17 protein-coding genes and 1 tRNA gene are annotated in these 24,566 nt (G+C 49.6%); 14 read left to right on the top strand and 4 right to left on the bottom strand.

Annotated features, from left to right (window positions below; translation table 11 throughout):
• Positions 1-27: 27 nt before the first annotated feature.
• Positions 28-2,739 carry a tetratricopeptide repeat protein gene (locus AC27N8_RS23835; protein WP_487070046.1) on the top strand — a complete coding sequence of 904 codons (2,712 nt, stop codon included), beginning with the start codon at positions 28-30 and terminating at the stop codon, positions 2,737-2,739.
• Here the strand turns inward: AC27N8_RS23835 and AC27N8_RS23830 are convergent.
• Positions 2,729-5,062, bottom strand: coding sequence for a protein kinase domain-containing protein (locus AC27N8_RS23830; RefSeq protein ID WP_487070044.1), 2,334 nt, complete (start codon positions 5,060-5,062; stop codon positions 2,729-2,731). The genes AC27N8_RS23835 and AC27N8_RS23830 overlap by 11 nt on opposite strands.
• Before the next feature lie 431 nt (positions 5,063-5,493).
• Between AC27N8_RS23830 and AC27N8_RS23825 the strand changes: the two genes are divergently transcribed.
• From AC27N8_RS23825 to AC27N8_RS23810, 4 genes are all read left to right on the top strand, one after another.
• Positions 5,494-6,255, top strand: a complete 762-nt coding sequence (locus AC27N8_RS23825) for a pentapeptide repeat-containing protein (RefSeq protein ID WP_487070042.1) — start codon at positions 5,494-5,496, stop codon at positions 6,253-6,255.
• A gap of 73 nt (positions 6,256-6,328) precedes the next feature.
• A complete protein-coding gene (locus tag AC27N8_RS23820; protein ID WP_487070040.1) occupies positions 6,329-7,756 on the top strand; it encodes an amidase in 1,428 nt (475 codons plus the stop codon).
• A gap of 107 nt (positions 7,757-7,863) precedes the next feature.
• Positions 7,864-10,305 (top strand): glycogen debranching N-terminal domain-containing protein, encoded by a 2,442-nt coding sequence (locus AC27N8_RS23815; RefSeq protein ID WP_487070038.1) that lies wholly within the window; start codon positions 7,864-7,866, stop codon positions 10,303-10,305.
• Positions 10,306-10,460: 155 nt separating this feature from the next.
• Positions 10,461-11,318 carry a DUF2785 domain-containing protein gene (locus AC27N8_RS23810; protein ID WP_487070036.1) on the top strand — a complete coding sequence of 286 codons (858 nt, stop codon included), beginning with the start codon at positions 10,461-10,463 and terminating at the stop codon, positions 11,316-11,318.
• Between the two features lie 78 nt (positions 11,319-11,396).
• Here AC27N8_RS23810 and AC27N8_RS23805 read toward each other — a convergent pair whose 3' ends face one another.
• The gene (locus AC27N8_RS23805) at positions 11,397-11,819 is read right to left on the bottom strand and encodes a response regulator (RefSeq protein ID WP_487070034.1); all 423 of its coding nucleotides are present in this window, start codon (positions 11,817-11,819) and stop codon (positions 11,397-11,399) included.
• Between the two features lie 241 nt (positions 11,820-12,060).
• Between AC27N8_RS23805 and AC27N8_RS23800 the strand changes: the two genes are divergently transcribed.
• The 4 genes from AC27N8_RS23800 (at position 12,061) to AC27N8_RS23785 (ending at position 14,800) form a co-directional block, all read left to right on the top strand.
• A tRNA-Thr gene (locus tag AC27N8_RS23800) sits at positions 12,061-12,132 on the top strand.
• Between the two features lie 202 nt (positions 12,133-12,334).
• Positions 12,335-13,072 (top strand): DUF4352 domain-containing protein, encoded by a 738-nt coding sequence (locus AC27N8_RS23795; protein WP_487070032.1) that lies wholly within the window; start codon positions 12,335-12,337, stop codon positions 13,070-13,072.
• Between the two features lie 301 nt (positions 13,073-13,373).
• Positions 13,374-14,039 (top strand): SOS response-associated peptidase, encoded by a 666-nt coding sequence (locus AC27N8_RS23790; RefSeq protein WP_487070030.1) that lies wholly within the window; start codon positions 13,374-13,376, stop codon positions 14,037-14,039.
• Between the two features lie 140 nt (positions 14,040-14,179).
• The gene (locus tag AC27N8_RS23785; protein ID WP_487070028.1) at positions 14,180-14,800 is read left to right on the top strand and encodes a biotin transporter BioY; all 621 of its coding nucleotides are present in this window, start codon (positions 14,180-14,182) and stop codon (positions 14,798-14,800) included.
• 113 nt (positions 14,801-14,913) lie between these two features.
• Here AC27N8_RS23785 and AC27N8_RS23780 read toward each other — a convergent pair whose 3' ends face one another.
• On the bottom strand, positions 14,914-16,332 hold the full coding sequence (locus AC27N8_RS23780; protein ID WP_487070026.1) for a DUF512 domain-containing protein: 1,419 nt from the start codon (positions 16,330-16,332) through the stop codon (positions 14,914-14,916).
• 591 nt (positions 16,333-16,923) lie between these two features.
• Between AC27N8_RS23780 and AC27N8_RS23775 the strand changes: the two genes are divergently transcribed.
• From AC27N8_RS23775 to AC27N8_RS23765, 3 genes are all read left to right on the top strand, one after another.
• Positions 16,924-18,801 carry an ABC transporter ATP-binding protein gene (locus AC27N8_RS23775; RefSeq protein ID WP_487070024.1) on the top strand — a complete coding sequence of 626 codons (1,878 nt, stop codon included), beginning with the start codon at positions 16,924-16,926 and terminating at the stop codon, positions 18,799-18,801.
• Positions 18,802-18,804: 3 nt separating this feature from the next.
• Complete coding sequence (locus AC27N8_RS23770) at positions 18,805-20,652, top strand: ABC transporter ATP-binding protein (RefSeq protein ID WP_487070022.1); 1,848 nt, start codon at positions 18,805-18,807, stop codon at positions 20,650-20,652.
• A 231-nt stretch (positions 20,653-20,883) separates the two neighbouring features.
• On the top strand, positions 20,884-22,566 hold the full coding sequence (locus tag AC27N8_RS23765) for a molybdopterin-dependent oxidoreductase (protein ID WP_487070020.1): 1,683 nt from the start codon (positions 20,884-20,886) through the stop codon (positions 22,564-22,566).
• Between the two features lie 284 nt (positions 22,567-22,850).
• Here AC27N8_RS23765 and AC27N8_RS23760 read toward each other — a convergent pair whose 3' ends face one another.
• On the bottom strand, positions 22,851-23,282 hold the full coding sequence (locus AC27N8_RS23760) for a FixH family protein (protein ID WP_487070018.1): 432 nt from the start codon (positions 23,280-23,282) through the stop codon (positions 22,851-22,853).
• 319 nt (positions 23,283-23,601) lie between these two features.
• Between AC27N8_RS23760 and sdhC the strand changes: the two genes are divergently transcribed.
• Both sdhC and AC27N8_RS23750 read left to right on the top strand, forming a co-directional pair.
• Entirely contained in the window at positions 23,602-23,988 is a 387-nt protein-coding gene (gene sdhC, locus AC27N8_RS23755; RefSeq protein WP_487070016.1) for a succinate dehydrogenase, cytochrome b556 subunit, read from the top strand.
• Between the two features lie 154 nt (positions 23,989-24,142).
• Positions 24,143-24,562, top strand: coding sequence for a succinate dehydrogenase hydrophobic membrane anchor subunit (locus tag AC27N8_RS23750; protein WP_487070014.1), 420 nt, complete (start codon positions 24,143-24,145; stop codon positions 24,560-24,562).
• Positions 24,563-24,566 lie beyond the last annotated feature (4 nt).

Here is a 24,566-nt window from a genome sequence, read left to right as displayed (position 1 = left end):
CATACCATTGAGAAAAGGATGTTTTTGATGCCGTTATCAAACAAGCATAGGAACAATCACCCTTTACGCTCCGCACGATTACAACGTCATTGGTCCCAACGCGAGCTGGCAGAGCGCGTTGGAGCGACAGTTATCACGGTGAAACGATGGGAACGTCAGATAACTGTTCCAAGTCCCTACTTTCGTTTGAAGCTGACAGCTCTCTTTGGCAAGAGTGAAGAAATGTTAGGGCTACAAAAAGTTCAGGAACTGCCTGCAACTTCCTCCCGGTTTGAGGTCGCAAACGAGAGGGAAATCATGCCTATGCCAACAGATCCTTCTTCACTCTGGACGGTTCCTTATCTGCGCAATCCCTTTTTTACCGGGCGTGATGACCTTTTTTGTCACCTTGATAAACATTTCATGACGGCGACACTGGAAACGATCACTATGGCGCACAGGACCACGTTGACTCAACCATTGGCGCTGACCGGGCTGGGAGGAATTGGCAAGACACAGCTTGCCGTCGAATATGCCTATCGTATGCATGAGCAGGGCACATATGCACATATTTTCTGGATCAATGCGACGAGCGAGGAAGCCATCTTGAAGAGTTTTATCTCGCTGGCCACTCTGCTCCCTGCATATTCAGCGACCAATGAGACGGATCTGCAGAAGCTTGTAGACGCGATCAAGTTGTGGCTGGAGAATTGCTCACAGCGTTGGCTCTTAATCTTTGACAACGCCGATGAACTTTCCTCGATCCAGCACTATCTACCTCGTTATGGAAATGGCAACCTTCTGTTTACCACGCGAGCGCATGCCGTTGGCTCGTTGGCTGTAGCCATCGAAGTGGAAAAGATGGGCTTCACGGAAGGATCAACCTTGCTTCTGCGTCGAGCTCGACGCTTGCAAGAACTGCCCGATGATGAGGTTAATGCAATGGGAGATCTGGTAACATCCCTCGATCATTTCCCGCTTGCCCTTGAACAAGCTGGCGCGTATATCGAAGAAACTGGATGCACATTTCGTACATATCTCCGCCTTTATCAAACACACTGTAGTGTTTTGCTGGCCAGACGTGGTGCGCAATCCACCAACTATGCGGCATCAGTCGCCACAACCTGGTCGCTCACCTTTCAAAAAGTTGAACAAGCCAATCCGGCCGCCGCCCAATTGTTGCAATTGTGTGCGTTTGTATCCCCCGATCATATTCCTGAAGAACTCTTAAGTGAAGGAGCTCCATACTGGCCGGCATTACTCCAACAAGCGGTCGGAAACCCGTTCGCGTTTAATCAGATGATTGAAGCCCTGCTTAAATTTTCCCTGGTCAAGCGCCTGACAGAAGACCATTTACTCAGTCTCCATCGTCTCGTACAAGTCGTCCAGCTAGAAAGAATTATACCTGAGGAACAACGCCAGTGGGCAGAACGTCTGGTACGTGCTGTCAACCACCTATTTCCTCTTCAGCCAGGAGAAGCTATCAGTTCCTGGCCACAGTGTCTGCGCTATCTTGAGCAAGTACAAGCTTGCAGCATGCTCATTGAACGGCATGAGCTCCAGCTTTCTGAGGCCGTAGATCTACTGGATCGAGCTGGAACCTATCTACGCATTCACGCCTCCTATTCCCTGGCCGAAACATTTTATCAGCGAGCGCTACGTATTTGTGAAGGGCTTCTGGGAGCACATCACCTTGAAACAGCGAAGATCCTGAATAATCTGGGCATTCTTTACTGGTTACAAGGGAAGTACGAACAGGTTGAAGCGTTCTATCAGCGAGCATTGGATATTGGCGAAGAGCATCCAGAAGCACAGCATACGGAGATGGCCGAGACTCTCCATAATCTGGGCATTCTTTACTATTATCGGGGCAAATATGAACAAGCAGAAAATTATTATCAACGAGCACTGCATCTACGCGAGGAACTGTTGGGAATGCATCATCCCAATGTAGCCGAGACGCTGAATCACCTGGGCTTTCTTTATTCCAGACTGGGGAAGTACGAACAGGCAGAAATCTATTATCAGCAAGCATTAGTAATCCAGGAAGAGTATTTAGAAGCACGGCATCCTGAGTCTGCCAGGACCCTGAATAACCTGGGACTTCTGTACTCCAAGCAGGGGAAATATGAGCGAGCAGAAAATTATTATCAGCGAGCATTGCATCTGCGTGAAGAGTTGTTAGGAGTACAGCATCCTGAGACCGGAATGACCATGAGTAACTTGAGCCTGCTTTATTATGAACAAGGGGAATATGAACGAGCGGAGCCTTATTGTCAGCAAGCATTGACCATCCTGGAAGAGCAATTAGGAGCACAACATCCTGAGACCGCCGAAGTTGTACATAATCTGGGACTTCTTTACTACGAGCAAGGGAAATATGAACAGGCGGAGTCCTGTTATCAGCAAGCATTAGTGATCCAGGAAGAGCACCTGGGAGCACAGCATCCTGAGACCGCCAGAACCCTTGAGAGCTTGGCGAAGCTATACTGGATAAGGCATGAGTATGAGCAGGCTGAGTTACTCTTTGCACGCGCATTGGCTATTCAAGAACAAATGTTGGCACCGAACCATCCAGATCTGGCCCGAACGTTGCATGGTTTTGCCCAGCTCCATGCAGGACAGGGTACCTCTCAAATGGCAGCAGCCCTTTATCAACGAGCGTTGACCATCCGAGAACACATATATGGCCCCCACCATCCCAAAACAAACGCCACCCGCACGAATTTGCATGCCGTAACGTCAGACGCTACGACGTGATCCAGCCGACAAGGGATACTTGCGCATTTGCAGGCATGGTGGCGATCTGCCTGGATGTTCCACCCACCATTGATCCGAGCATAAGGATTGTGTTGTCTGTGTCGTTGACAGGTTGCAGTTTGAGAGCATAGAAGCGTCCATTGCGCGAGACGTTGGCCCAGCTGTCCTGCGAGGATGTATTAAGGATCGGGTCGTACTGGTTTCTGTCAATTTGTGCCAGCAGCTTTGGCCTCTGAAGCGTCTTTTTGGTGTCGATGGACCATAATCCATTAGGAAGGTTGGTGTTTGGATGGTCGGCATCAGATATAGCTAAGAGGATATCATCTGCCGGGCAGAGCTGTGATAAGACCATACTCTGATCAACAAAAAAGGGTTGTTCGGCACCAAGTATGCTAACGCTGCCGGTGCAGCGGCTAATATATGTCACTGCTGGTACTTCTGCTCGCGCTCTCACTGCGTAGAGATCACAGGATGAACTGCCAGTAGGTACAACTATCTGGAGGCCACTTGTGACAGTCGTATTCTCGTCTGAGACTGTTATCTGATAGAGGGCACTACTTTTGGTGTCTTTGCGCAGATAGATATGATGGGCGTCTTGCCAGCCGACGATCTGGTTATCTGGAGGCAGAGTGAGCTCACGATGGAGTGTTCCATCATGTAAAAAGAGCTGATAGATCTGTGTGTCAGATGTGGCAGTAAAGAGAAGTCGCGCAGAGTCTCGATAGCTGTACGGCGACCAATGAATAGCCTGGATCGATGGGTCTGTACGGCTCGATGTGGGTGCACAGTATAATGTCTGGAGCAATAAACCGTCAGTACGCAATAATTGGAGCTGGCTCTGTTGCGCGGAGCTTGCTACAAACACAATCCACTGCCCATCGGGAGAGATCTGCGCCGACGAAACGCGGACATCAGGCAAGATCTTAAGCGTCCTGGCTTGCCCCGTCACAGCATCATAGCGCACCAGAGCATCAGCAAAGCCAGCAGAACCCCGTGTCTCCTTCACATATACAACCGCTGGATGTGCGGTCTGTGGATCAACCACTTGTGGCGTCAGTACCGCGCTACGTGCCTGACCTGTCGCAGGACAGCGGCTAGAGATCGATCGTGCAGGATCAGTTACTGGCAGCAAGATCGGTAGGCTCCAGAGAATGCCAAGCGGAACTAATGCGAGTAAGCCGATCAGAAACACCAACGAGACAAAACGCGATGCCGACGATGGCTGTTGGGGATGTCTCCTGGTTGCATAGCGAGCGATCGTGGCTGGTAAGACCGATGTGCTCAACTGTGTCTGCTTACGCGCTGGTGTAGGAACATTCAACGAAGCCAGACTATGATTATCAACGACATAATTGCCTCCTGCACGAGTCTCCTCAAACTCGTCAGGGAGCAGCAGTGGATCGGCCACTAACCTGCTCGTTGGACTAACAATGCTACGTCCTCCTGGCAACTCATTTGAGGCAACGGCAGGATCAATGCGTACAACCTCCAGGAGAGCCTGTAAAAAATCCTGCGGACTTTGATAGCGACGATGAGCATCCTTCTCCAACGACTTCAGCACCACATCTTCTAATTCCTGCGAGATGGCCGGATTGAGATCGCGTAAAGGGCGCGCATGCTCATAGAGATGCATCGTCATCACATGGATAGCTGTCTCTGCCACAAAAGGGACCGTGCCTGTCAGCAATTCGTACAGCACAACACCGAGGCTATAAATGTCGCTCGCTGGTACAGCTCTGCCCTGGATCTGTTCGGGAGACATATATTGTGGGGTGCCCATGATACTGGTCGTATGCGTCACAAAGCTAGCCAGCGCCGCCGTATCATATTCGTCGGTCAAGACCTTTACCAGCCCAAAATCCGAGAGCACCAGCGAATGATCAGCCTTGAAGAGGAGATTATCAGGCTTGATATCTCGATGAATCAAACCTCGATCATGAGCATATTGTAAAGCTCGCAGAATCGGGACCAACAATTCGACCGCAGCGCGTGCCGACAGTTTCCGCTGAGCTTGTAGGCGACTACGTAACGATCCATACGAGAGATAGGGCATGGCAAAATACGCCTTTCCCTCGTAGCGACCATACTCATACACCAACAAAATGTTGGGATGTTCAAGGCGCGCAACGACCTGTGCCTCACGTTCAAAGCGCCGCAAAAAGGAATCCTGGGCATCAGATCTGGGACGGAATACCTTCAGCGCCACCTCACGATTCAGATATGTATCCCTGGCCAGAAAAACCGTTGCCATACCTCCGCGACCAATCAATCCAGTAATATAATAGTGTCCTAACCTCTGTCCCACCATTGCCCCTGGCTCCATAAGTTGCATTCCCTCCATGCTCAAAAGAGACCCATTCCAACTTTCCACACATTGCATTCGCTAGAGCTCATTTATGAGACCAGGAGATAAAAAAACATAATAATTGCGTGAACAAAACAAATTGCCAATATTTTATAGAGAACATCCTGTATACACGAAAAGATTGAAAGAAGAACACATTCAAGTACAAATCCCCACCTCACATATTATAAGAAAAATCCATAGTAATTCACTTTAAATAGTATCATGACATTCATGTGGAGGCAACTTTAGCAATATCACCCCTGACCATTCAGATTTCTACATTGGCGCTTTTCTTTTCGTATCAAGTTATGATATACATTGAGGGAAAGAACCCATCATCGGGTGGTGCAATGATCGCCTCCTTAGCAGGCGCCCAGCGCTCCAGGCATATGAAAGGATAAAGCATCATGGAAGAGATAACCCTGAGCCAGCAAGAAGATCAACCCGAGGAGGAGTTTTCAGCACCCCCACCACTTCAACCACGCTACTCCTTCGGAAATTGGATGCTGATCCTGCTACTGATCATGATCATTGGGGCAGGATTTCTCTGGACCAATATTCAGGGGCATCAAGATGCTCTCTTGATCAGCCAGCAGGAGCAAATTACACAGCTACGCATATCCAATGAGCAGCAACAAGAGACCCGCCTACAAAACTATATGAAAAACATCAGCGATTTTATGATCCAGAATCAACTCTTGAAAAAACATACGGCTGCTGATCCGGCAAAGATCGCCGCAGATGCCCTCACACGTGCGACGCTGAGCGGTTTAGATCCCACGCGGAAAGCTCAATTGATGAGTTTCTTGTATCAGACCAAGCTCATCAGCAATGATAGCGTCTCCCTCAACATGCAGGATGTCGATATCAGTCAGGGGCAGATGGCCAATATCACCTTGGCGGACACCGATCTACTCGGGGCCAACTTGAGTGGAGCTGATCTGCATGGAGCAACGCTTAACAATACAATCCTGATATTTACCAATCTCTCCCACGCCAACCTGGCAAAAGCCGATCTGCACGCCTGCGATATGCACAATACGAACATCACGGGAGCCAATCTCGCAGGGGCCAATCTGCGCGATGTGGTCGGACTGACCTCGACGCAAATAAGCTCAGTCAAGACGCTTAAAGGCGCAACCATGCCAGATGGGACCGTTCATCCATAATCACAGTACTCTGTCCAAAATCTAGGATATAATGAGGGCTGGAGATTAATTTTGACGAGGAGAATATTCGCTTATGTCCTACATGTCCATACGTGAAGCAGCCGAGGAGATCCATTCGGGGCTGATCACGCCGACGGAACTGGTGCTGGAGACTCTGGAATCCATCGATGAGCAGGATGGAGAGATCCAGGCTTTCATCACAGTTATGCGCGATGAGGCTTTGCAAGCCGCTGAACAAGCTGAGCGAGAGTTGCGCACAGGTCTCTATCGCAGCCAGCTACACGGTATTCCGATCGCCATCAAAGATCTGATCGCTGTCCAGGGAGTACGCACAACAGGCAGTTCGAAGGTCTTATCAGACCACATTTCAGCTGAAGACGCCATGGTTGTCGAGCAGCTCCGCAAAGCCGGCGCGATCATCATAGGCAAGACCAATACGTTTGAGTTCGCTTACGGACCTTACGCACCACCAACCTGTAATCCCTGGGATCTCACACGCACCACGGGCGGCTCCAGTGGAGGATCAGCAGCGGCGGTGGCGGCCGGAATGGTTACAGGAGCTATCGGCACAGACACAGGTGGATCGATTCGCATTCCATCCTCCTGCTGTGGCCTGACAGGACTCAAGCCTACCTATGGACGTGTCAGTTGCTATGGTGTTATTCCTCTTAGCTGGTCGCTCGATCACGTTGGACCAATGGGACGCAGCGCCGAAGACTGTGCCATCATGTTTGATGCCATTGCGAAATATGATCCACGCGATCCCAACAGCGTCTCAGGCCCTCCAACATCGCTCAATCGCAACACCACAACCCTCAACAGCGGCACAAGCGGACGCGATCCACTCTCGTTGCAGGGACTCAAAGTCGGGATTCCACAGGAATCATTTGTGGCTCCTCTTGATCCAGAGGTACGGCGAGCATGGCAGACAGCGCTGCGCGTGCTTGAAGAAGAAGGCGTCGAGACTATTGAAGTAGAGCTTCCGCGACCAACAATGGATCTCTATCGCACCATCCAGAAGCCTGAAGCCAGTCTGGCGCATAGACAAAAGCAATGGTATCCACAGCGTAGCGAGCTCTATAGCGAGCTTGTACGCACACGTCTCGCCGAAGGAGAGCAGATAGCTGCCGTTGATTACCTCGACGCCCTCAACGACCGCCGTATCTTTGCCAGTAGCCTGCGCACCATCATGCAACGCGTAGACGCCTTTGTGCTTCCCACGCTCCCGATTCCTGCCATACGTAGTGAGCTGGCAGGGACGGATATCGAGATTGATGGCGTAACAGAAAGCTCTACGACAGCGTATCTACGACTAACCATGCCATTTAATCTCACTGGCTTACCGACGGTCTCATGTCCCTGCGGCTTCAACTCTGAAGGACTCCCGATTGGGCTACAGATTGCGGGTCGACCTTTCGAAGAGACAACCGTACTACGTATTGCCCATGCTTATCAGCAACTTACTGATTGGCATCGTCGAGAAATACCTGCCAGGGTGTAACTTTTGTTTCTCAGCATTCGTGTTGCGAGGGTGCAGCCAATACTTTTTCAAATACTGCAAGGTGAGAAGTGGGTATGATGAGAGAGTTTTCGCACAAGGAGAACATTTTGACTCAGACGACTTCGCATAGCACCTTCACATTTTTCCAGGAGCTCGCAACCCTCAGTAGCAACAGGTGGATACGTGGTGTAGAAGGAACATGTCGCTTCGATATTACAGGATTAGAGAGCCGTTATATCACACTGGATGATGGAAAGATTACGGTGCAAGAGAGTACCGCAGCCGCTGATCTCGTCATCAGTGGAGATATTAAAGATTTTGATCTGCTCATCAGCGAGAAGCGTAACCTACTTACCACGTATCTACAGGGGAGAATCAATTGTGCAGGTAGGTTGGCCTTGATTTTCCCAATACAGCGACTTTTCCCCTGCCCATGCCTGATAGAGAGTAAGCAAACTCCACATCCGAAACAAACAACGCTCCCTTCATCAAGCAAGCGAAAAAACACCAACCAGTCGCAAGCGATTCCCAATCCAACAGTCAGCATGCTCAATGGCGATACATTTGTCGTCAGTGATCTGCGAGGCAATATCGATGCCAATCCGGTCAATACGCAGGGATTGTTTAGCTGGGATACGCGTCATCTTTCGCGCTGGAAATTGACAATCGATGGTATCACGCCAACCATTTTAGCAACCGACGATTTGCAATATCACTCCATGCAGTTTTTTCTGGTCCCGACCACGGGAACTGTCTATATCGATGCGAGCCTCTCACTCATACGCACGCGCACGATCGGAGAGGGCTTCCACGAACAGCTCTGCTTCCTTAATCACAGCGATCAGGAGGTCGATCTCGATGTGCAAATTGAGGTTGGTGCAGACTTTGCCGATATCTTTGAGATTAAAGACGCCTTGCAAAAAAAGGGTCACTATTTCCATCGGATCGACGAGCGGCGGCTCGTACTCCAGTACCAAAGGGAGCGCTTTAGACGAGAAACATGGATTGAGTGCTCGTCAAAGGTGAGCATTGAGCCTGATCGACTCAGTCTGCCCATCCATATTGGGCCGCATGGAAAATCATTTACGGAACTGGATATCATGGTGGCAAATACAACCACGAAGAAACATCCGATTCCTTATAAGGGCGATGAAAAGATCAAGTTGCAGCGTCAACTTGATGCGTGGATTGAGGCGGCACCACAGCTCTCAAGCGAGCATCCGGAACTGGAACACATCTATCGACGCAGCCTGATCGATCTAGCATCACTGCGCCTCTTTCTCAAATCGCGTCCCGGCGAAGCGTTGCCAGCCGCAGGATTACCCTGGTTTATGTCGGTCTTCGGCCGCGACAGCTTGATTACCAGCTTTCAAGCCCTCCCATTCACTCCCGAGCTAGCGATAACGACGCTGTATGCTCTGGCCAATCGCCAGGGGCACTGCATCGATGATTTCCGCGATGAGGAACCCGGAAAGATCATCCATGAATCACGCTTTGGAGAATTAACGGCTTTTGAGGAGCGTCCTCATTCTCCTTACTACGGATCGGCTGACGCAACACCTTTGTTTCTGATTTTACTCGATGAGGTGGAACGCTGGACGGGCAATACAAAGTTGGTCAAAGATCTAGAATGGAATGCTCGTGCCGCAATCGAATGGATCGATATCTATGGCGATCGCAACCACGACGGCTATGTCGAATACAATCGCCGGAACACAAAAACAGGGCTGGAGAATCAGGGCTGGAAGGACTCCTGGAACTCGATCCTGTTCGCGGATGGGAGCAACTCACGTCTGCCACGTACGCTCTGTGAGATACAAGGTTACGTCTACGACGCGAAAAGGCGTTGTGCCCGCCTGGCTCGCGAGGTTTGGAATGATCCTGAGATGGCCGTACGTCTGGAGCAGGAGGCTATCGATTTAAAGCGGCGCTTCAATCGAGATTTCTGGCTAGCTGAAAAGGGCTACTTTGCGCTAGCCATCGATGGTGATGGTCGAAAAGTAGATGCATTGACCTCGAATATCGGTCATCTATTGTGGAGCGGTATTATCGATGATGATAAAAAAGATGCCTGTGTTCAACATCTAATGAGTGATCGACTCTTCTCCGGCTGGGGTATCCGCACCATGGCGGAAGGAGAAGGGGGTTATAATCCCATCGGTTATCATAACGGGACGATCTGGCCCCATGACAACTCAATTATTGCGCTAGGGTTAGCGCAGAATAATTACCATCGCGAGGCGGCGCGGATCGCCTCAGGGATCTTGCAGGCGGCAACATACTTCAACAATCGTCTGCCGGAAGCCTTCGCGGGCTACGATCGCTCAATGACAGAGTATCCAGTGGAATATCCGACCGCATGTAGTCCCCAGGCCTGGGCCTCAGGAGCTCCCTTGCTCCTACTACGTGCCATGCTTGGTCTTGAACCCATTGGCAACCATCTAATCATTGATCCTCATCTACCGGAATGGTTCGGCTGGCTCAAATTATTTAATATCCCCGGCCGCTGGGGAAAGATGGATGCATTCGGCCGCAGCAAAGTAGATTAGCACTTCTCATCTATAAAAAGAACAACCTGCTTGATGCCTGATATTCATACATCGTCGTTATTTTTTAGGAGCAGAGTCAAACTTGTCACCTTCTACTACTCATCCATCGTATGTAATATGATAGCAAGGTAGCAAGGTAGTAATAAGGAGCACGCATGCCAAATAGTAAAGAACAAGCTGCAAACAAAGAGTTTTTACTGGCGATCGCCAAAGATAATTATGAGATACCTGATGAAATTGAACCGTTTGCGTTCGCGCAGGCCCTTTTAGAAAATTTAGCCTCCACGGACGCGGAATTACGCGAAGAGCTCAGCTATATTACGCTGGCCAGTGGCATTATCGACAAAAAAAAGCTGGATCAGCAACAATTAGAAACATTATTAACCACAGCCCTGGATGAAAATCACTTGTTCTATCATATTGGCGAACGCGGAACAGATTCAGTCTTTATGCGTAGCTTTTCAAATCTGATCATTGCAGCAATACTTTTCAGCGATGCACGCACTCCCCAATTTGCGGGATCGAGCATCCAGATGACCAAAGAGAAGCTTCTACACTACGCAGCCGCAGAAAAAGATTGGCGTGGTTACGTCGAAGGAAAAGGCTGGGCGCAAGCCATGGCCCATCTCGCCGAAGCATTGGACGAATGTGCGCAACATCCTAGCATGAGCAGTAAAGATCGGCAAGAGATCCTCATAGCGGTCAGCGAATTAGCACCTCTGCCAGAACCCCTATACAATGAAGAAGATATGCGCCTGGCCACTATTCCATATCACATCCTCTTAGGACATCAGGCCAGCGACGAATTTATTGAAAAATGGATCGATATGTGCAGTGTTGAACGCGAGCCAGATGTCGTCTCCTGGACACGTATCACTAACGCAAAAAACATGTTACGCAGCCTCTACTTCTTATTAACCTGGGACAATATCACACCACTGGTAACACAACGTCTCTTGAAAACTTTACGAAAATTGGATGAGATTTATCTGGAGCACAGGGTCGCGGATTAAAGCAGTACAGCACATACGAGAAGCACGTTAGTGGAGATGCACACGATAAAGAAAAAAGACGCCCTTAAGCGGGCGTCATTAAGAACAAGCTTTTTTATGATCTTCCAGCAGCCTATGAATCAGATTGAGAAGATCATCTAGCTCAAAAGGCTTATGTAAGCTATAGAGATCACGCTTACGCACCTCATCATCGGGCATATAAGCACTCATAATGATCGCAGGAACATCGGCTGTCTCAGCTTTGGCATGAATATGATCATACAATTCCAGACCATCCATATGAGGCAGCCGGTAATCAGTGATCACCAGGAGTGGTTTCATAGAACGCATCACATTCAAGGCTTGAAAGCCATCGCTGACCCACAAAGCATCATAAGAAGTTTCCATGGAAAGAGCATCAACCAATACGGAGCCAATGCTATCATCATCCTCAACCACCAGTATCGTATTATCTAATGTATAGTGACCCATAAAGGTTTGATTGTTCAATTGCTGCATCATCCTCTCCCCCTCAATAAAAACAACACACACATAATTGTACTCGACTACAAGTAGATACGGGTCAGCAGCAAGCCTGGTTTCGCCAAAAAGGCCAAATTGGATTAATTTTTACTGAGTAAAAGGCTTGCGCTTCATATATTGGCGCTAAAAAACTTTATCAAAAAAATGCCATCAAAAACGCTTGACAAGCTGTGGAAGAGCGTGTATACTGCTTTTTGTAGTCATCCACGACTACGAATTAGCCGAAGTAGCTCAGTGGTAGAGCAACGGTTTTGTAAACCGTCGGTCGACAGTTCAATCCTGTCCTTCGGCTCTCTCTTCTCTCTTCTCTCTTCCACTTGATTAACGCAACACCCACTACTTTTTACCCCTCAGAATTATTGTGCCATAACCACGTAAGCGAAATGATCCTCTTTGAAATTCACGCCTCTTGTAAAGCTGTGGCTAATTTTTCCTCAATCACACGTTGATATAAATGCAAATGTATGTATTTATATCATGAAATGAGAAAAATAATGTATAACGATCCAAATCAACAAAATCCAAATCAGCCTGATCAACCGATTCAACCCAATCAATCACCTTATACCCCAAATCATGCATATCCACCGCCATACAATCCAGCTCAACCCTATCAACAGCCCTACCCGCCACAGGGATTTGCACCTCCACCAAAGGTCAAACACACCAAGCGCAACCTCGGTATTGGTTGTCTCGTGCTTGTCATATTGATAGCTCTTTGCGGCATCATGACAATGATCACCAACAGTGCATCGAAAACGACAAATACAGGTACCATCATCACTAAGACGGCGGCTAATCCGACCAAGAACAATTCGCAGCCTACACAAGCACCCGCCACGTCCACTCATTTTAAAGTCGGAGATGTTGTGAAAGTTGGCACCTGGCAAGTGACAGTCAACAGTGTTAAGACCAGCAGCGGATCAGACTATATTAAACCAACAAAAGGACAATTCTTACTGCTGGATGTTTCAGTCGTCAACACATCCAGCACAGAACAAGCCATATCGAGCTTGCTCTATTTCAAGCTTCGGGACTCAACAGGCATTTCGTATACCGAAACTTTTTCAGGAACCGACGTTCCTAATCCTCCAGACGGCAAAGTTGAGCCAGGTGCTCCTGCACGCGGCACGTTTACCTATGATGTGCCAACCACTGAGAAAAACTATATATTCTCCTTTGACCCTGACCTTACAGCGACAGGCGAGTCCATCTGGGATATAAAAATCTAAATCTGGCCCCAGAGAAGAGCCCCCTGGTATGCACATACCAGGGGTTTCACTTTAGGCGTGAAGTTGTTTAATTTATACACAGTATTACTCATTGTAAGGTATAATAGGATCAGGTGAGCCAAACAACCAATAATTTCCTCCAAAGAGATCAAACCAGCCAACCAACGCAGTGGGCAAAAAGTTTTTTTCTTCTTTTCACAGCATCGGGCACAAGCGTGCGACGCCACTTGACCACTTCTGACGTATAAAAAAAGAATACTATTTGTGGATAGTAACCATGTATGTTAGAAGGAGGATCAATATGTGTGGTCGCTTCACACTTTTTCATTCAATCCAGGATATCGGAAAAACATTTCAGGTAGAAGTGCCGGCATCAATGCAGACATCAGCACGTTATAATGTTGCGCCGACGCAAGATGTGGTGGCGATCACAAGCGATCATCCTGATCAACTTGCGACGGTGCGCTGGGGACTTATTCCGTCGTGGGCGAAGGAGGAGAGTATCGGGAGTCGGATGATTAATGCTCGTGCGGAGACGTTGGCTGAGAAGCCAAGCTTTAAGCATTTGCTGCATGGCCGGCGTTGTCTGATCGTCGCCGATGGCTTCTATGAGTGGATGCAGGAGACCGGTTCAAAGTTGAAGACGCCGATGTATATCAATCTTAAGAACGATGAGCCTTTTGCTTTTGCTGGCCTGTGGGATAGCTGGAAACGTCCAGACGGCACACAGCTCCGTACCTGCACGATTATTACTACGGAGCCAAACGAACTGATGGCATCGATCCATACCAGGATGCCGGTTATTCTGGCACCAGATGCTCGGGCGGAGTGGCTCGATACTGCTCAGCAGGATAATCAAGCTCTGGCGCATCTGCTGACCGCATATCCTGCCGATCAAATGCAAGCTCGTCCGGTCTCGCGACGTGTCAATGATACACGCTATGATCAGGCAGATTTAATCGCTTGAGCACTGGATTACTCGTTTCAAAAGATTCCAATCTGCTTCATCGCAGTTCAATAGCCATCAGTCGCCCCAAATGTCGATGGATTTGAGTGTATAATACTCCTAGACCTATGAGTATCAGGTACTTCAGGAAGGAGTCTTTTATGGCTATTGCCCCCGGGACGACGCTGGCTGATCATATTGGATCTAAGCCAACGACGTCCAGTACGTCTCTCTTAAAAGATGGAATATTAGTCGTTGGAGCAAGTCTCTTGATGATTCTTGCAGCACGAGCAAGTCTTTATCTTCCATTTACCCCCGTGCCAATCACGTTGCAAACGCTGGTTGTGATGTTAACTGGTGCCACGCTGGGAAGCCGTCGTGGAGCGCTCGCGATGCTGCTTTATCTCGCCGAGGGCGCGACCGGTCTACCAGTGTTTGCAGGTGGAGGCGGAATCCTTTATCTTATATTTGCGCCATCGGCCGGTTATCTATGGTCGTATCCATTTGCGGCATTTGTAGTGGGATATCTTTGTGAGCGTAATTTGGATCGGCGCTTTGTTACGTCTCTACTCGTGATGCTACCCGGTACTTGCATCATTTATGCGATTGGTGTCTCCTGGTTGGCAGTTGTTGCTCATCTCAATCTGTGGCAGGCATTTAGCGCGGGTATGCTACCATTTATCCCTGGTGATCTGATCAAAGTGATCGTTGCGGCTATCCTGATGCCAGTTGCCTGGCAGATCGTACGCCGCTTAAAGCCAGAGAGCCAATTGCCTCGCTAATCGCTATCAGAAACTCTTTCGTGGTGAAAGATAGCTGATTTCGAGATAATAAAAAGTGGACCTGCCCTGGCAGGTCCACTTGCGAGAGAAAAAGTTTTAGCATGTCCGATGGACTACAAGCGAGACTGAACACGTACCAGTTTGCGTTCGCCACCTTTTACAATGCCAGCCAGGGCACGGATAGCATCGATCGTCTCAGGAGCGTTGCGTACGAACTCGACACGAGCCGGTGCCAACTTTTCTTTGAAATCCTCGACCGTCATATCATCGAGGAAGCGTACCCCATCATTATCGAGCATCACGCGTGGCAGCAGGATCAGATCGGCCCGCTGGCTACTCTCAAACAGAGCATCGAGAACGTCCTGCCCGCAAAGCAGTCCAGCAACAGTAATACCATCGCCGAAAAACTTATTCACCACGGGCAGCAACTCGACATTGAGATTGTCGATCTTGCTCAAATCCTCAACAAATTTCTCAATCACTGGTTCGGCCATCGTACTCGTGACGATAGTGACATTGCTCGGCTGAGGTATCTGAAGCGGCAGGCGGCGCTTTGTACGTGCCCACTGATCGATCAAGAAGCGAGTCATGCCGACGCCATTCTCGATCTGTGCATAGAGACCGTAGTGGCGAGCAGGTGGGAACTCGCGTCCCGTGATGAAGTACCATTCATCCGACAGGTACACAAAGGGATTCCCATCAGGATCGCTGGCGGCCAGTTCGCGCTGATAGACTTCAACTTGCTCGACAATCACATCAGCCTCTTCGCGCGTGTAGCGACGCAGAGGCGGCAAGTTGTCAAACTGCAACATGTTGTTATATTTTGTCAGACCAACGGGCACAGCCGAGATCGATTCTACGATCGGACGTAACGCCAGCAGATCACGAATACTGCGATCCAGATACTCTCCATCGTTGAAGTCCGGACACAAAACCATCTGTGTGTGACAATTGATATTCATCGAACCCAGACGCTCAATATGTCCCAGGATATCGCCCGCACGCGGACCATCAACCATCTTGCGGCGCATATCGGGATCGGTCACGTGGACCGAAACATAGAGAGGGGTCAGTTTTTGCTCATCCAGGCGCTGCCAATCCATCTCTTTCAGATTCGTCAGCGTAATGAAATTGCCGAAAAGGAACGAGTAACGGTAGTCATCGTCTTTAATGTAGAGAGACGAACGCATACCATGATCCATCCCGCCGGTAGGAGCGAAGCGCTCAGGCAATCCTTTAATGAAGCAGAAGACACATTTGTTGGCGCACTGGCGGATATAGGGGGTTGGTTCCTCACCAAAGAGGACACCGAGGTTCTCATCAATGCCTTTTTTGATGCGCATCTCAAGTTGATCCTGCTGACGATCCACGCCAAGCACCAGCTCCTCGTCGGCGACGTAGAAGCGGTAATCGACCAGATCTCGGATCATATTTCCATTGATAGAGCGAATGAGATCCCCTGATTGTAATCCCGCATGGTCAGCAGGACTCTCGGGCACTACCTCACGCACCCATCCATACATTTTTGGCATTGGTTCATATTCCTTAAAAACAGTCCTTGAAAAAACAGTCCTGAAAACGAGGGGGGACACAGAGAGGGCTGATTAACGGCCTTCTTACAAAATGATAGTTGTTATCGTGCCATTATAACCCCTCTCCCCCGACACGTCAAATCTCGCCCCCGAAAAAGGTCGAGCGAAGCGAAGACGTACGATCAGGCCAACCTGTGTTGCGCGCCAAGATCGGGCTGTCTCGTACGAGTTACTGGGACATCGTACGCAAGCGTCCAACGCTACCGTGTCGTCGCTTCGCTTGACACGGTACCCTCTTACAAAAGAACGTGGACATATGGTATGCTGAGTAGACAAATCAGAATGTATGTAAAAGATTTTCATCAATGCGTCCTGGGATAGATAACCAATCCCCTATATCAACTTGCCTCATCGACAATTATTCGACAATGGGCAGAGAAACAAGCCAAATTATGTCAACACTCATCTTCTAGCATCGGAACACCAGTTCTATCCTTCAAGACTGAAAGTAACCGTTTAGGAACTGTTCAGAAAGAATAGCAAGAAAAGACTGTGCTATTTTGCCATAAATAGTGCACGCAGAGATATTTCATGCTTCAACCATCATCTTTTCGTAATGCGTCTTACCAACACGCCTCCGGGAGGTATCCATTGTTAGCCAAACGCGAGTTCACAGTCGCAGATGAGTATCGCTATAACTTGTCAGGCCCGATACGTTGGATTGCATCACACATCTTACGCTATAAATTCCACTTACTCTTCTATCTCATCGCATGCATCGGAAATAATATTTTTGTGTCGGTCGTCTCTCTCCTATCAGGAGAGGCATTTAATGCTGTGCTCGCCAGGAATACAGCGCAGGCACAATTACTCTTGATCGCACTCTCCATTCTGGGGATCATTGTCCTCCAGGGATTTTGCGATATCGGAGCACGCCTGCTGTCCGAGATACTGAGTAATCGCACCACGCGTGATGCACGTGAGGAGCTCTATACCAGCCTGCTGGGTAAAAGTCAGACTTTTCATAATCGGCAGCGCGTCGGTGATATCATGGCTCGCGCCTCAAACGACATGAGTCAGATTGGCTTTATGATCTGTCCCGGCCTTGATACGCTGACAGATTCTTTCGCTAGCCTGATCATTAGCCTGATTTTTATTGGCTTTGTCAACGTGCAATTGTTACTGGTACCGTTCATCTACTGCATTATCTTCTTGATCTCGATTCGCTACTTCACACGTCAGCTCAATCCTGTCTCGGCAAAGATGCGCGATGAATTTGGCCAGACGAACGCTGTCCTGAACGAGTCGGTAACAGGGATAGAAGTGGTCAAGGCCACAGCGCAAGAAAAGCAAGAGATTGGCAAGTTCATGACGCGAGCGAGTCGCTATCGTGATTTTTATGTGCAGAACGGCACGATTCAGGGTCGCTATATACCCAATCTGCTACTGAGCATCGCACTCGCGCTCGGCTTTCTGCATGGACTCTATCTCCTCTCGCAGCAGCAAATCACGATCGGGGCGCTGATCGCCTTCATCGGCCTGATGCTCAACTTCCGTTATGTGACGAGCGTCTCGCCCTGGAGTTTCGGCCTGACACAGATCGGTATTGCCGGAGCACGTCGTATCGTTGCGCTGGTCAAAGAGGAGACCGAGTTGGATGAAAATGCCGGAGGGCATCACGCTGAGATGCATGGAGAGATCATCTTTGATCATGTCACCTTCAGTTACGGAGCCACACCTGTCCTGAAAGACATCTCATTCCGGGCCAAAGAGGGCCAGACAGTGGCTATTGTCGGACAGACCGGAACGGGTAAAAGTACGCTGACCAAGTTGGTCAATCGCATCTATGATGTCGATGCGGGCCAAGTGCTCATTGATGGGATCGATGTGCGCAGTTGGGACCTGGATGCTCTACGCTCTCAGATCTCGACGATTGAGCAGGATGTTTTTCTGTTCTCGCGCACAATTGCGGAGAACATTGGCTACGGCCAGGGCATAAAGGCGGACCGGGATACAATCGAGACGGCGGCAAAAGATGCACAGGCTCACGAATTTATCCAGAGCTTCCCACAAGGCTATGACACCGAGATTGGCGAGCGCGGCGTCACGCTCTCAGGTGGACAGAGACAACGTCTGGCGATCGCCCGTGCGCTGCTCACCAATCCGCGCATTCTGATCCTGGATGACTCAACGAGCGCGATCGACAGCGCCACCGAAGATGAGATCCAGAAGGCGATCCGTCGTCTGCTACAAGGAAGAACCACGCTATTGATCACACATCGCCTCTCACAGATCCGCTGGGCTGATAGCATTCTGGTCCTGCAAAAGGGCGAAGTGATCGATCAGGGCACACACGAAGAATTATTGGGACGCTGCGATACATATCGTCGCATCTTCTCACATTACGATGCTGCCATTCCAGCACCGGCAGTCGGCGTAGCGCATGCGCTCGCGCAGAAGGAGTTTTAGGCCGTGGGCTTTATTATGGATGGGCTTGATGCCGAGGCATACGATCGAACGTATACCGATGGTCAATTGATCAAACGTATCGTGCAATACTTCAAACCCAAAGTGCCATTGATGATTACTATCACCATTCTCGTGGTGCTCAATGCCGGTCTGGATACCATATTTCCGATCTTGATCTCCAACAGCCTCGACACTTTGAATGGTGCACATAGCTTGCAAACAGTCCTCTGGCTTGTAGCCTTCATCCTGGTTTCGGGCGTGCTCTCGTGGGTCAGCAATATGTTCCGACAAAGCTATACCGCTCGTGCGGTCGGCGATGTCGTGCTCAAGCTGCGCTCCGATGCTTTTAACGCCGTCATGTCACGCGATATGTCTTTCTTTGACGAGTTCTCGTCGGGCAAGATTGTCAGCCGCGTCACCTCCGATACCGAGAGCTTCGCCACTGTCGTAACACTGACACTCAACCTGCTGAGTCAGGTACTGCTCTACATCCTGATCGTCGTCGTGCTGTTCTTTCGCAACGCACAATTAGCACTGCTTACGCTGGCCATTATGCCAGCGATCATCGCAGTCGCAATCGGCTTTCGCATTGTTGCCAGACGTTACACACAAAAATCGCAACGCTCACTGGCGCGTGTCAATGCAAACGTGCAGGAGATCGTCAGCGGGATCACGATTGCCAAAAACTTTCGCCAGGAACAGGCGATGTATGATGAGTTCAAAAAGGTCAATGCGCAATCATATTACGTCAACTTGCGATCCGGATTTTTGTATAACGGCATCTTTCCAGTACTGATCTTCCTGGCCAACATCGGAACCGTGCTGGTGATCTACTTTGGTGGGCTCAGAGTGGTCGATAATGCGATCTCAGCGGGTGAATGGTATCTCTTCATCCAGAGCCTGGGCTTGCTCTGGCAGCCATTGACCAGTATCGCCTCATTCTGGAGTCAGTTTCAACTGGGATTGGCTGCCAGCGAGCGCGTCTTTGCGCTGCTGGATGCTGAGCCACGCGTCCATCAGACCGAGGAGAACGCTGTCGAGCGCTTGAAAGGCAAGATCACTTTTAAGGATGTCTTCTTTAGCTATGACCAGCGCCAGATGGTCCTCAAGGATTTCAACCTCACGATCAAAGCGGGAGAAAATATTGCCTTCGTCGGACATACGGGAGCCGGAAAATCCAGCATCGGAAAACTTATCTCGCGCTTCTACGAATTCCAGGGCGGTCAGATTCTGATCGATGACCAGGATATTCGTACCTTTGATCTGCATGACTATCACACACAACTCGGCATCGTCCCGCAAGCTCCATTTTTATTTTCGGGAACCATCGCCGACAACATTCGCTATGCTCGACCCGAGGCGACCAACGATGAGGTTGCGCTGGTGGCTCAGCGTATCGGTAACGGCGATTGGATCGATGCTCTGCCCGCTGGCCTGGAGACACTGGTGGGAGAGTCAGGCAAGGCACTCTCGATGGGACAACGTCAGCTCGTCGCCCTGGCCCGTGTACTGCTCCAGGACCCGGCAATCATCATCATGGACGAAGCCACGGCCAGCATCGATCCTCTGACTGAGGCCCAGATCCAGGAGGGTCTGGATGTAATCTTGCAGACGCGTACCTCCATCGTGATAGCGCATCGACTCTCAACGATCAAGCACGCTGACCGCATCGTTGTGCTGGGACAGGGACGCATCGTCGAAGAGGGCACACATGATGAACTTGTAGCGCGAGGAGGTCATTATGCCGAGCTCTATAACACCTACTTCCGCCATCAATCGCCGGACTACAAACCCGGCGAAGGCTTTTTACCGACCAGTAATAGCGAGGGGAACACAACCGTCAACGTTTAATCCTCTCGATATTTACTGAGTGGTAAAAATTACCTAGCTTGAACGTGCTAACTATCATAGATATAACTTGCCAGTCGATCTCCTTTCATGTCGATAGGCCATCCAATGGAACATTTTTGACGTCTTCCGCTGACAAGTTATATCGTATGTAGGTAAGCTTCAGTAGGTACTTCATAGGAAGAAGAAAAATGTAAGATACTTACCTGATTATCAATATAAAGAGGCTCTTCAATGGGATTTCCATCAACGACCCGCAGAGAGCGGTTCACACGCGGCTTTATTGCCGGCCTGCTTGCAGGTATACTGGCCTCGGGCATCATGTTACTCCTCAGCCTGATTACCGGAGGCATCTCACTCCCCGAAGCATTAGGATCAGACATCGCCCAGGCGTTACCATTGCCGATCTTCAACTACCTGCACGAACATTTAGGGGGCGATGCCAAAGAATACCTTTTCTACATCATCCTGATCGGACAATGTCTGATTTTCGCCCTCTTCGGCGGACTCTGCAATCTGCTGATCGATCGTCTTCACTTCGGCTATAGCCATCTGCGCGATGAACAGGGAGATCTTCCCTATCGCGTCGGCGTCGGACTCGCATTTGTACTCTGGCTCTTCAGCGGATTTATCTTTCTTCCACTTACAGGTTCCGGCATTTTTGGTGCCACACTTGTCACAGGCGCACTCACTACGATGATTAATCTAGCGGTGACAGGCCTCGCATATGGGCTGATCTTTATTTTGCTGCACAACTGGCTGGCCTGGCGAGCATTGAAGCGCATCACCACAAACGGAACGCAGACGGCAGCAATCCTGGAGACAAAGCAGAACGAGCGGCGTTCATTCATTCGTAGTGGCCTGATCGTGATTGGCCTGGGAACGCTCGGCATCGCCGCCTGGCGCTTCATTGTGGGAACGGGAGGCTCATCGACAGCCGATCCAGCGCTACAATCCAGCCTGCTCCAACAGTATCAGAAGAAGATCACACCGCCGCCAACTCCCAACTACGGCACCTTCCCAGAAATACAAGGTCTTTCAAAGGAAGTCACACCAAACAGCATCTATTACAAAGTCTCAAAGAACTTCCTCTCAGACCCCAAAGTCGACGGCACAACCTGGAAACTGACTGTCGATGGGCTCGTCACAAAGCCCTACACGATTACGTATAAAGATCTCGCCACCTTTCCCACCCAGACCCAATATGAAAGCATGATGTGTATCAGCAACGAAGTGGGTGGCGAATATATGAGCAGCGCCAAATGGGAAGGGATACGCCTGAAAGAACTCCTGCAACGCGCAGGAACGATTACACCGGGATCAACCAAAGTCGTCCTGTACGCGTCAGACAACTATAGTGACAGCATCCACCTCTCTAAAGCGCTCGAAGATACAACGCTGATGGCCTTGAAGATGAACGATGTGATGCTTCCCTCGGAGCACGGTTATCCAGCGCGTCTTCTGGTGCCAGGAATATATGGCATGAAGCACGTCAAATGGATCACCCACATTCAAGTTGTCAACACAGATTTCCAGGGCTACTGGCAGCAGAACGGCTGGAGCGATCCCGCACCCATCAAAATGACCTCGCGCATCGACACTCCCATAGACGGCACGCAGGTCAGCGCGGATAAGCCCACCTATATAGCTGGCGTCGCCTTCTCTGGCAATCTAGGCATCAGCCAGGTAGAGGTCAGCGTCGACGGTGGAAAAAACTGGCAAATAGCAACCTTGAAGCGTCCACTTTCAGCGCTGACCTGGGTACTCTGGGAGCTTCCATGGCAGCCAAAAGCCGGACATCAACAGATAGTTGTTCACGCCGTCGACCTCCAGGGGAATGTGCAAGATCCCTCAATCGCTCAGCCCATTCCGGATGGGTCATCTGGCTATCACACCATTACGGTAACCGCCATCTAGGACAAATTATGAATAGTGATCAAATTGATATGGGTAGGTCTCTCTGGGCATCAGACCTCTCCCACTGAAGAGGGCAAGCCAACCGACGTAGCGCCGTGGTCTTGTGCCCGGCGGCCTCGTGACGTACGATCCGTTCATTTTTGTTATCCATGCCGCAAAGCGACAAGGAACATTTTCGTGCGTGAACTGGCCGCCTACGTCGGCTAGCATTAATGACGAGAACAAAGAACTCTCATGGGTCTGTGTGAAGAAGCCCTATGATTGCTTACGTCGACACTCATAAGTTAGGAGCCAATATCAAATGATGTAGATACGGTTTTGGCTCCCGTCTTGCTGACGGATACATGGACCTCCCATGTACCGCTCATCGAGAACTGAGCCTGCACCTCATAGATGCCGGGAGATTTTTCCTGTGCCGTCAACGCCTCGGTGCCCATATCCATCGTAAGCATAGAGATAGCCAGCACGACATGGGCATCGCTGACGAGTTGTTGAGTAGAAATCTGGACAATCTGAAAAGAGAGGGTGGCAGGGTGTGTGGTCCCGGGTGGATTGGGAGTAATATCCAGGGTAATCTGGTAGGGGTCCACCTTCGCTATCTGGACGGCGGATGTCGATGGATGCGGCAAAAATGATTCCAGCGAAGTCCCAATCGTTGTCACCAGCACCAGCAAACCAATACCCACGACTACAATCAAAAGTCGTCTTCTCTTCATAGTAATATATCTCCTTATGAGTGACAGGTTGAGGTTTTTTCCCATCATTTGTCTACGAAATAGCTAGATAGTACCGCATTTACCCCATAAAAGTGGCAACTTGCCGGTAGCGCCGACCGGCACACTGACGTATAATATGAATAATACCGTCAAATCCCAGAGAGGTACGAAGAGGTTACTGGGCAAAAGTTGGTAGAACTAAAGATCCAGACAAGAATTATTTTTTGACGATAGATACTCCAGGCGTTTAGAACGCTTGGATTTGTGGTATAAAGATTTTTGGTTAGCCCCCTCTCCTGCCTCCAGAATTGAGGAAGAAATGTATAAAGGTCAATCAGGAATGTGGTCCTGGCTTTTTCATCGCATCTCAGGACTGGGTATCTTACTCTTTCTGTTTATCCACATCGTTGATGTCTCTATGCTCAGTTTTGGCCCCAATGTCTATAACCAGAGCGTGCTCCTGTTTGATTATTGGGTAGTACGCTTATTATCCCTCTCATTGATTGCAGCTGTACTCTACCACGCCTTCAACGGCGTCCGTATTATGGCGATCGATTTCTGGCGTAAGGGAGCACGTTATCAGCGCGTCATGTTTGGGATAGTGCTGGCATTAACCATCATTGTATTCATACCGGTGGCTTACAAAGTCATGTTGCCAACCCTCCATTGGTTAATACAACCACCACAAGCCTCAACTGGTCATTAATGGCCTGCTTTGCATATGATGGGTAAAAACACTGCGGTGCTTTGAAACATACTCATACCCATATGCATGTAGAGACGCAACGTTGGTTGCGAGGAATGTCTTGCGATACATTTCTCATCTGAGTAGAAATAGCAATAGAAAGAGAAAGGTCTTTATGCTGCATATTTCAAATGGACGTGGACCTCGCCCTACAAGTGGGGGGTTCGAAACCTTTTCATGGTATTATTTTCGCGCTTCTGGTGCCATATTACTTATCATGGTCCTTGTGCATCTTTACATCATGCACGTCTCCAATGACGTGGCCTGCACAACCTACGCGTTTGTAGCCATGCGTTATAGTAACATATTCTGGCGTGTCTTTGACTGGTGCTTGCTGACACTGGCATTGACCCATGGCGTCAACGGATTGCGCGTCGTGATCGACGACTATGTCCACAAGCCGGGAACCAGAATGTGGCTGATGACGATAACGGCCGTCTTATTGGTGGTCTTTTTTATGCTCGGAACAATTGCACTAATCATATTTCCTGCTGCGCCCAGCGTACTTGGAATAAGCGGGTGCGTTAACAAGTAAGACT

It is taken from the genome of Dictyobacter sp. Z7_2, from assembly GCF_057551105.1.
Note: the sequence above shows the minus strand (reverse complement) of the source record. Positions and strands in the feature narration are given on the sequence as shown.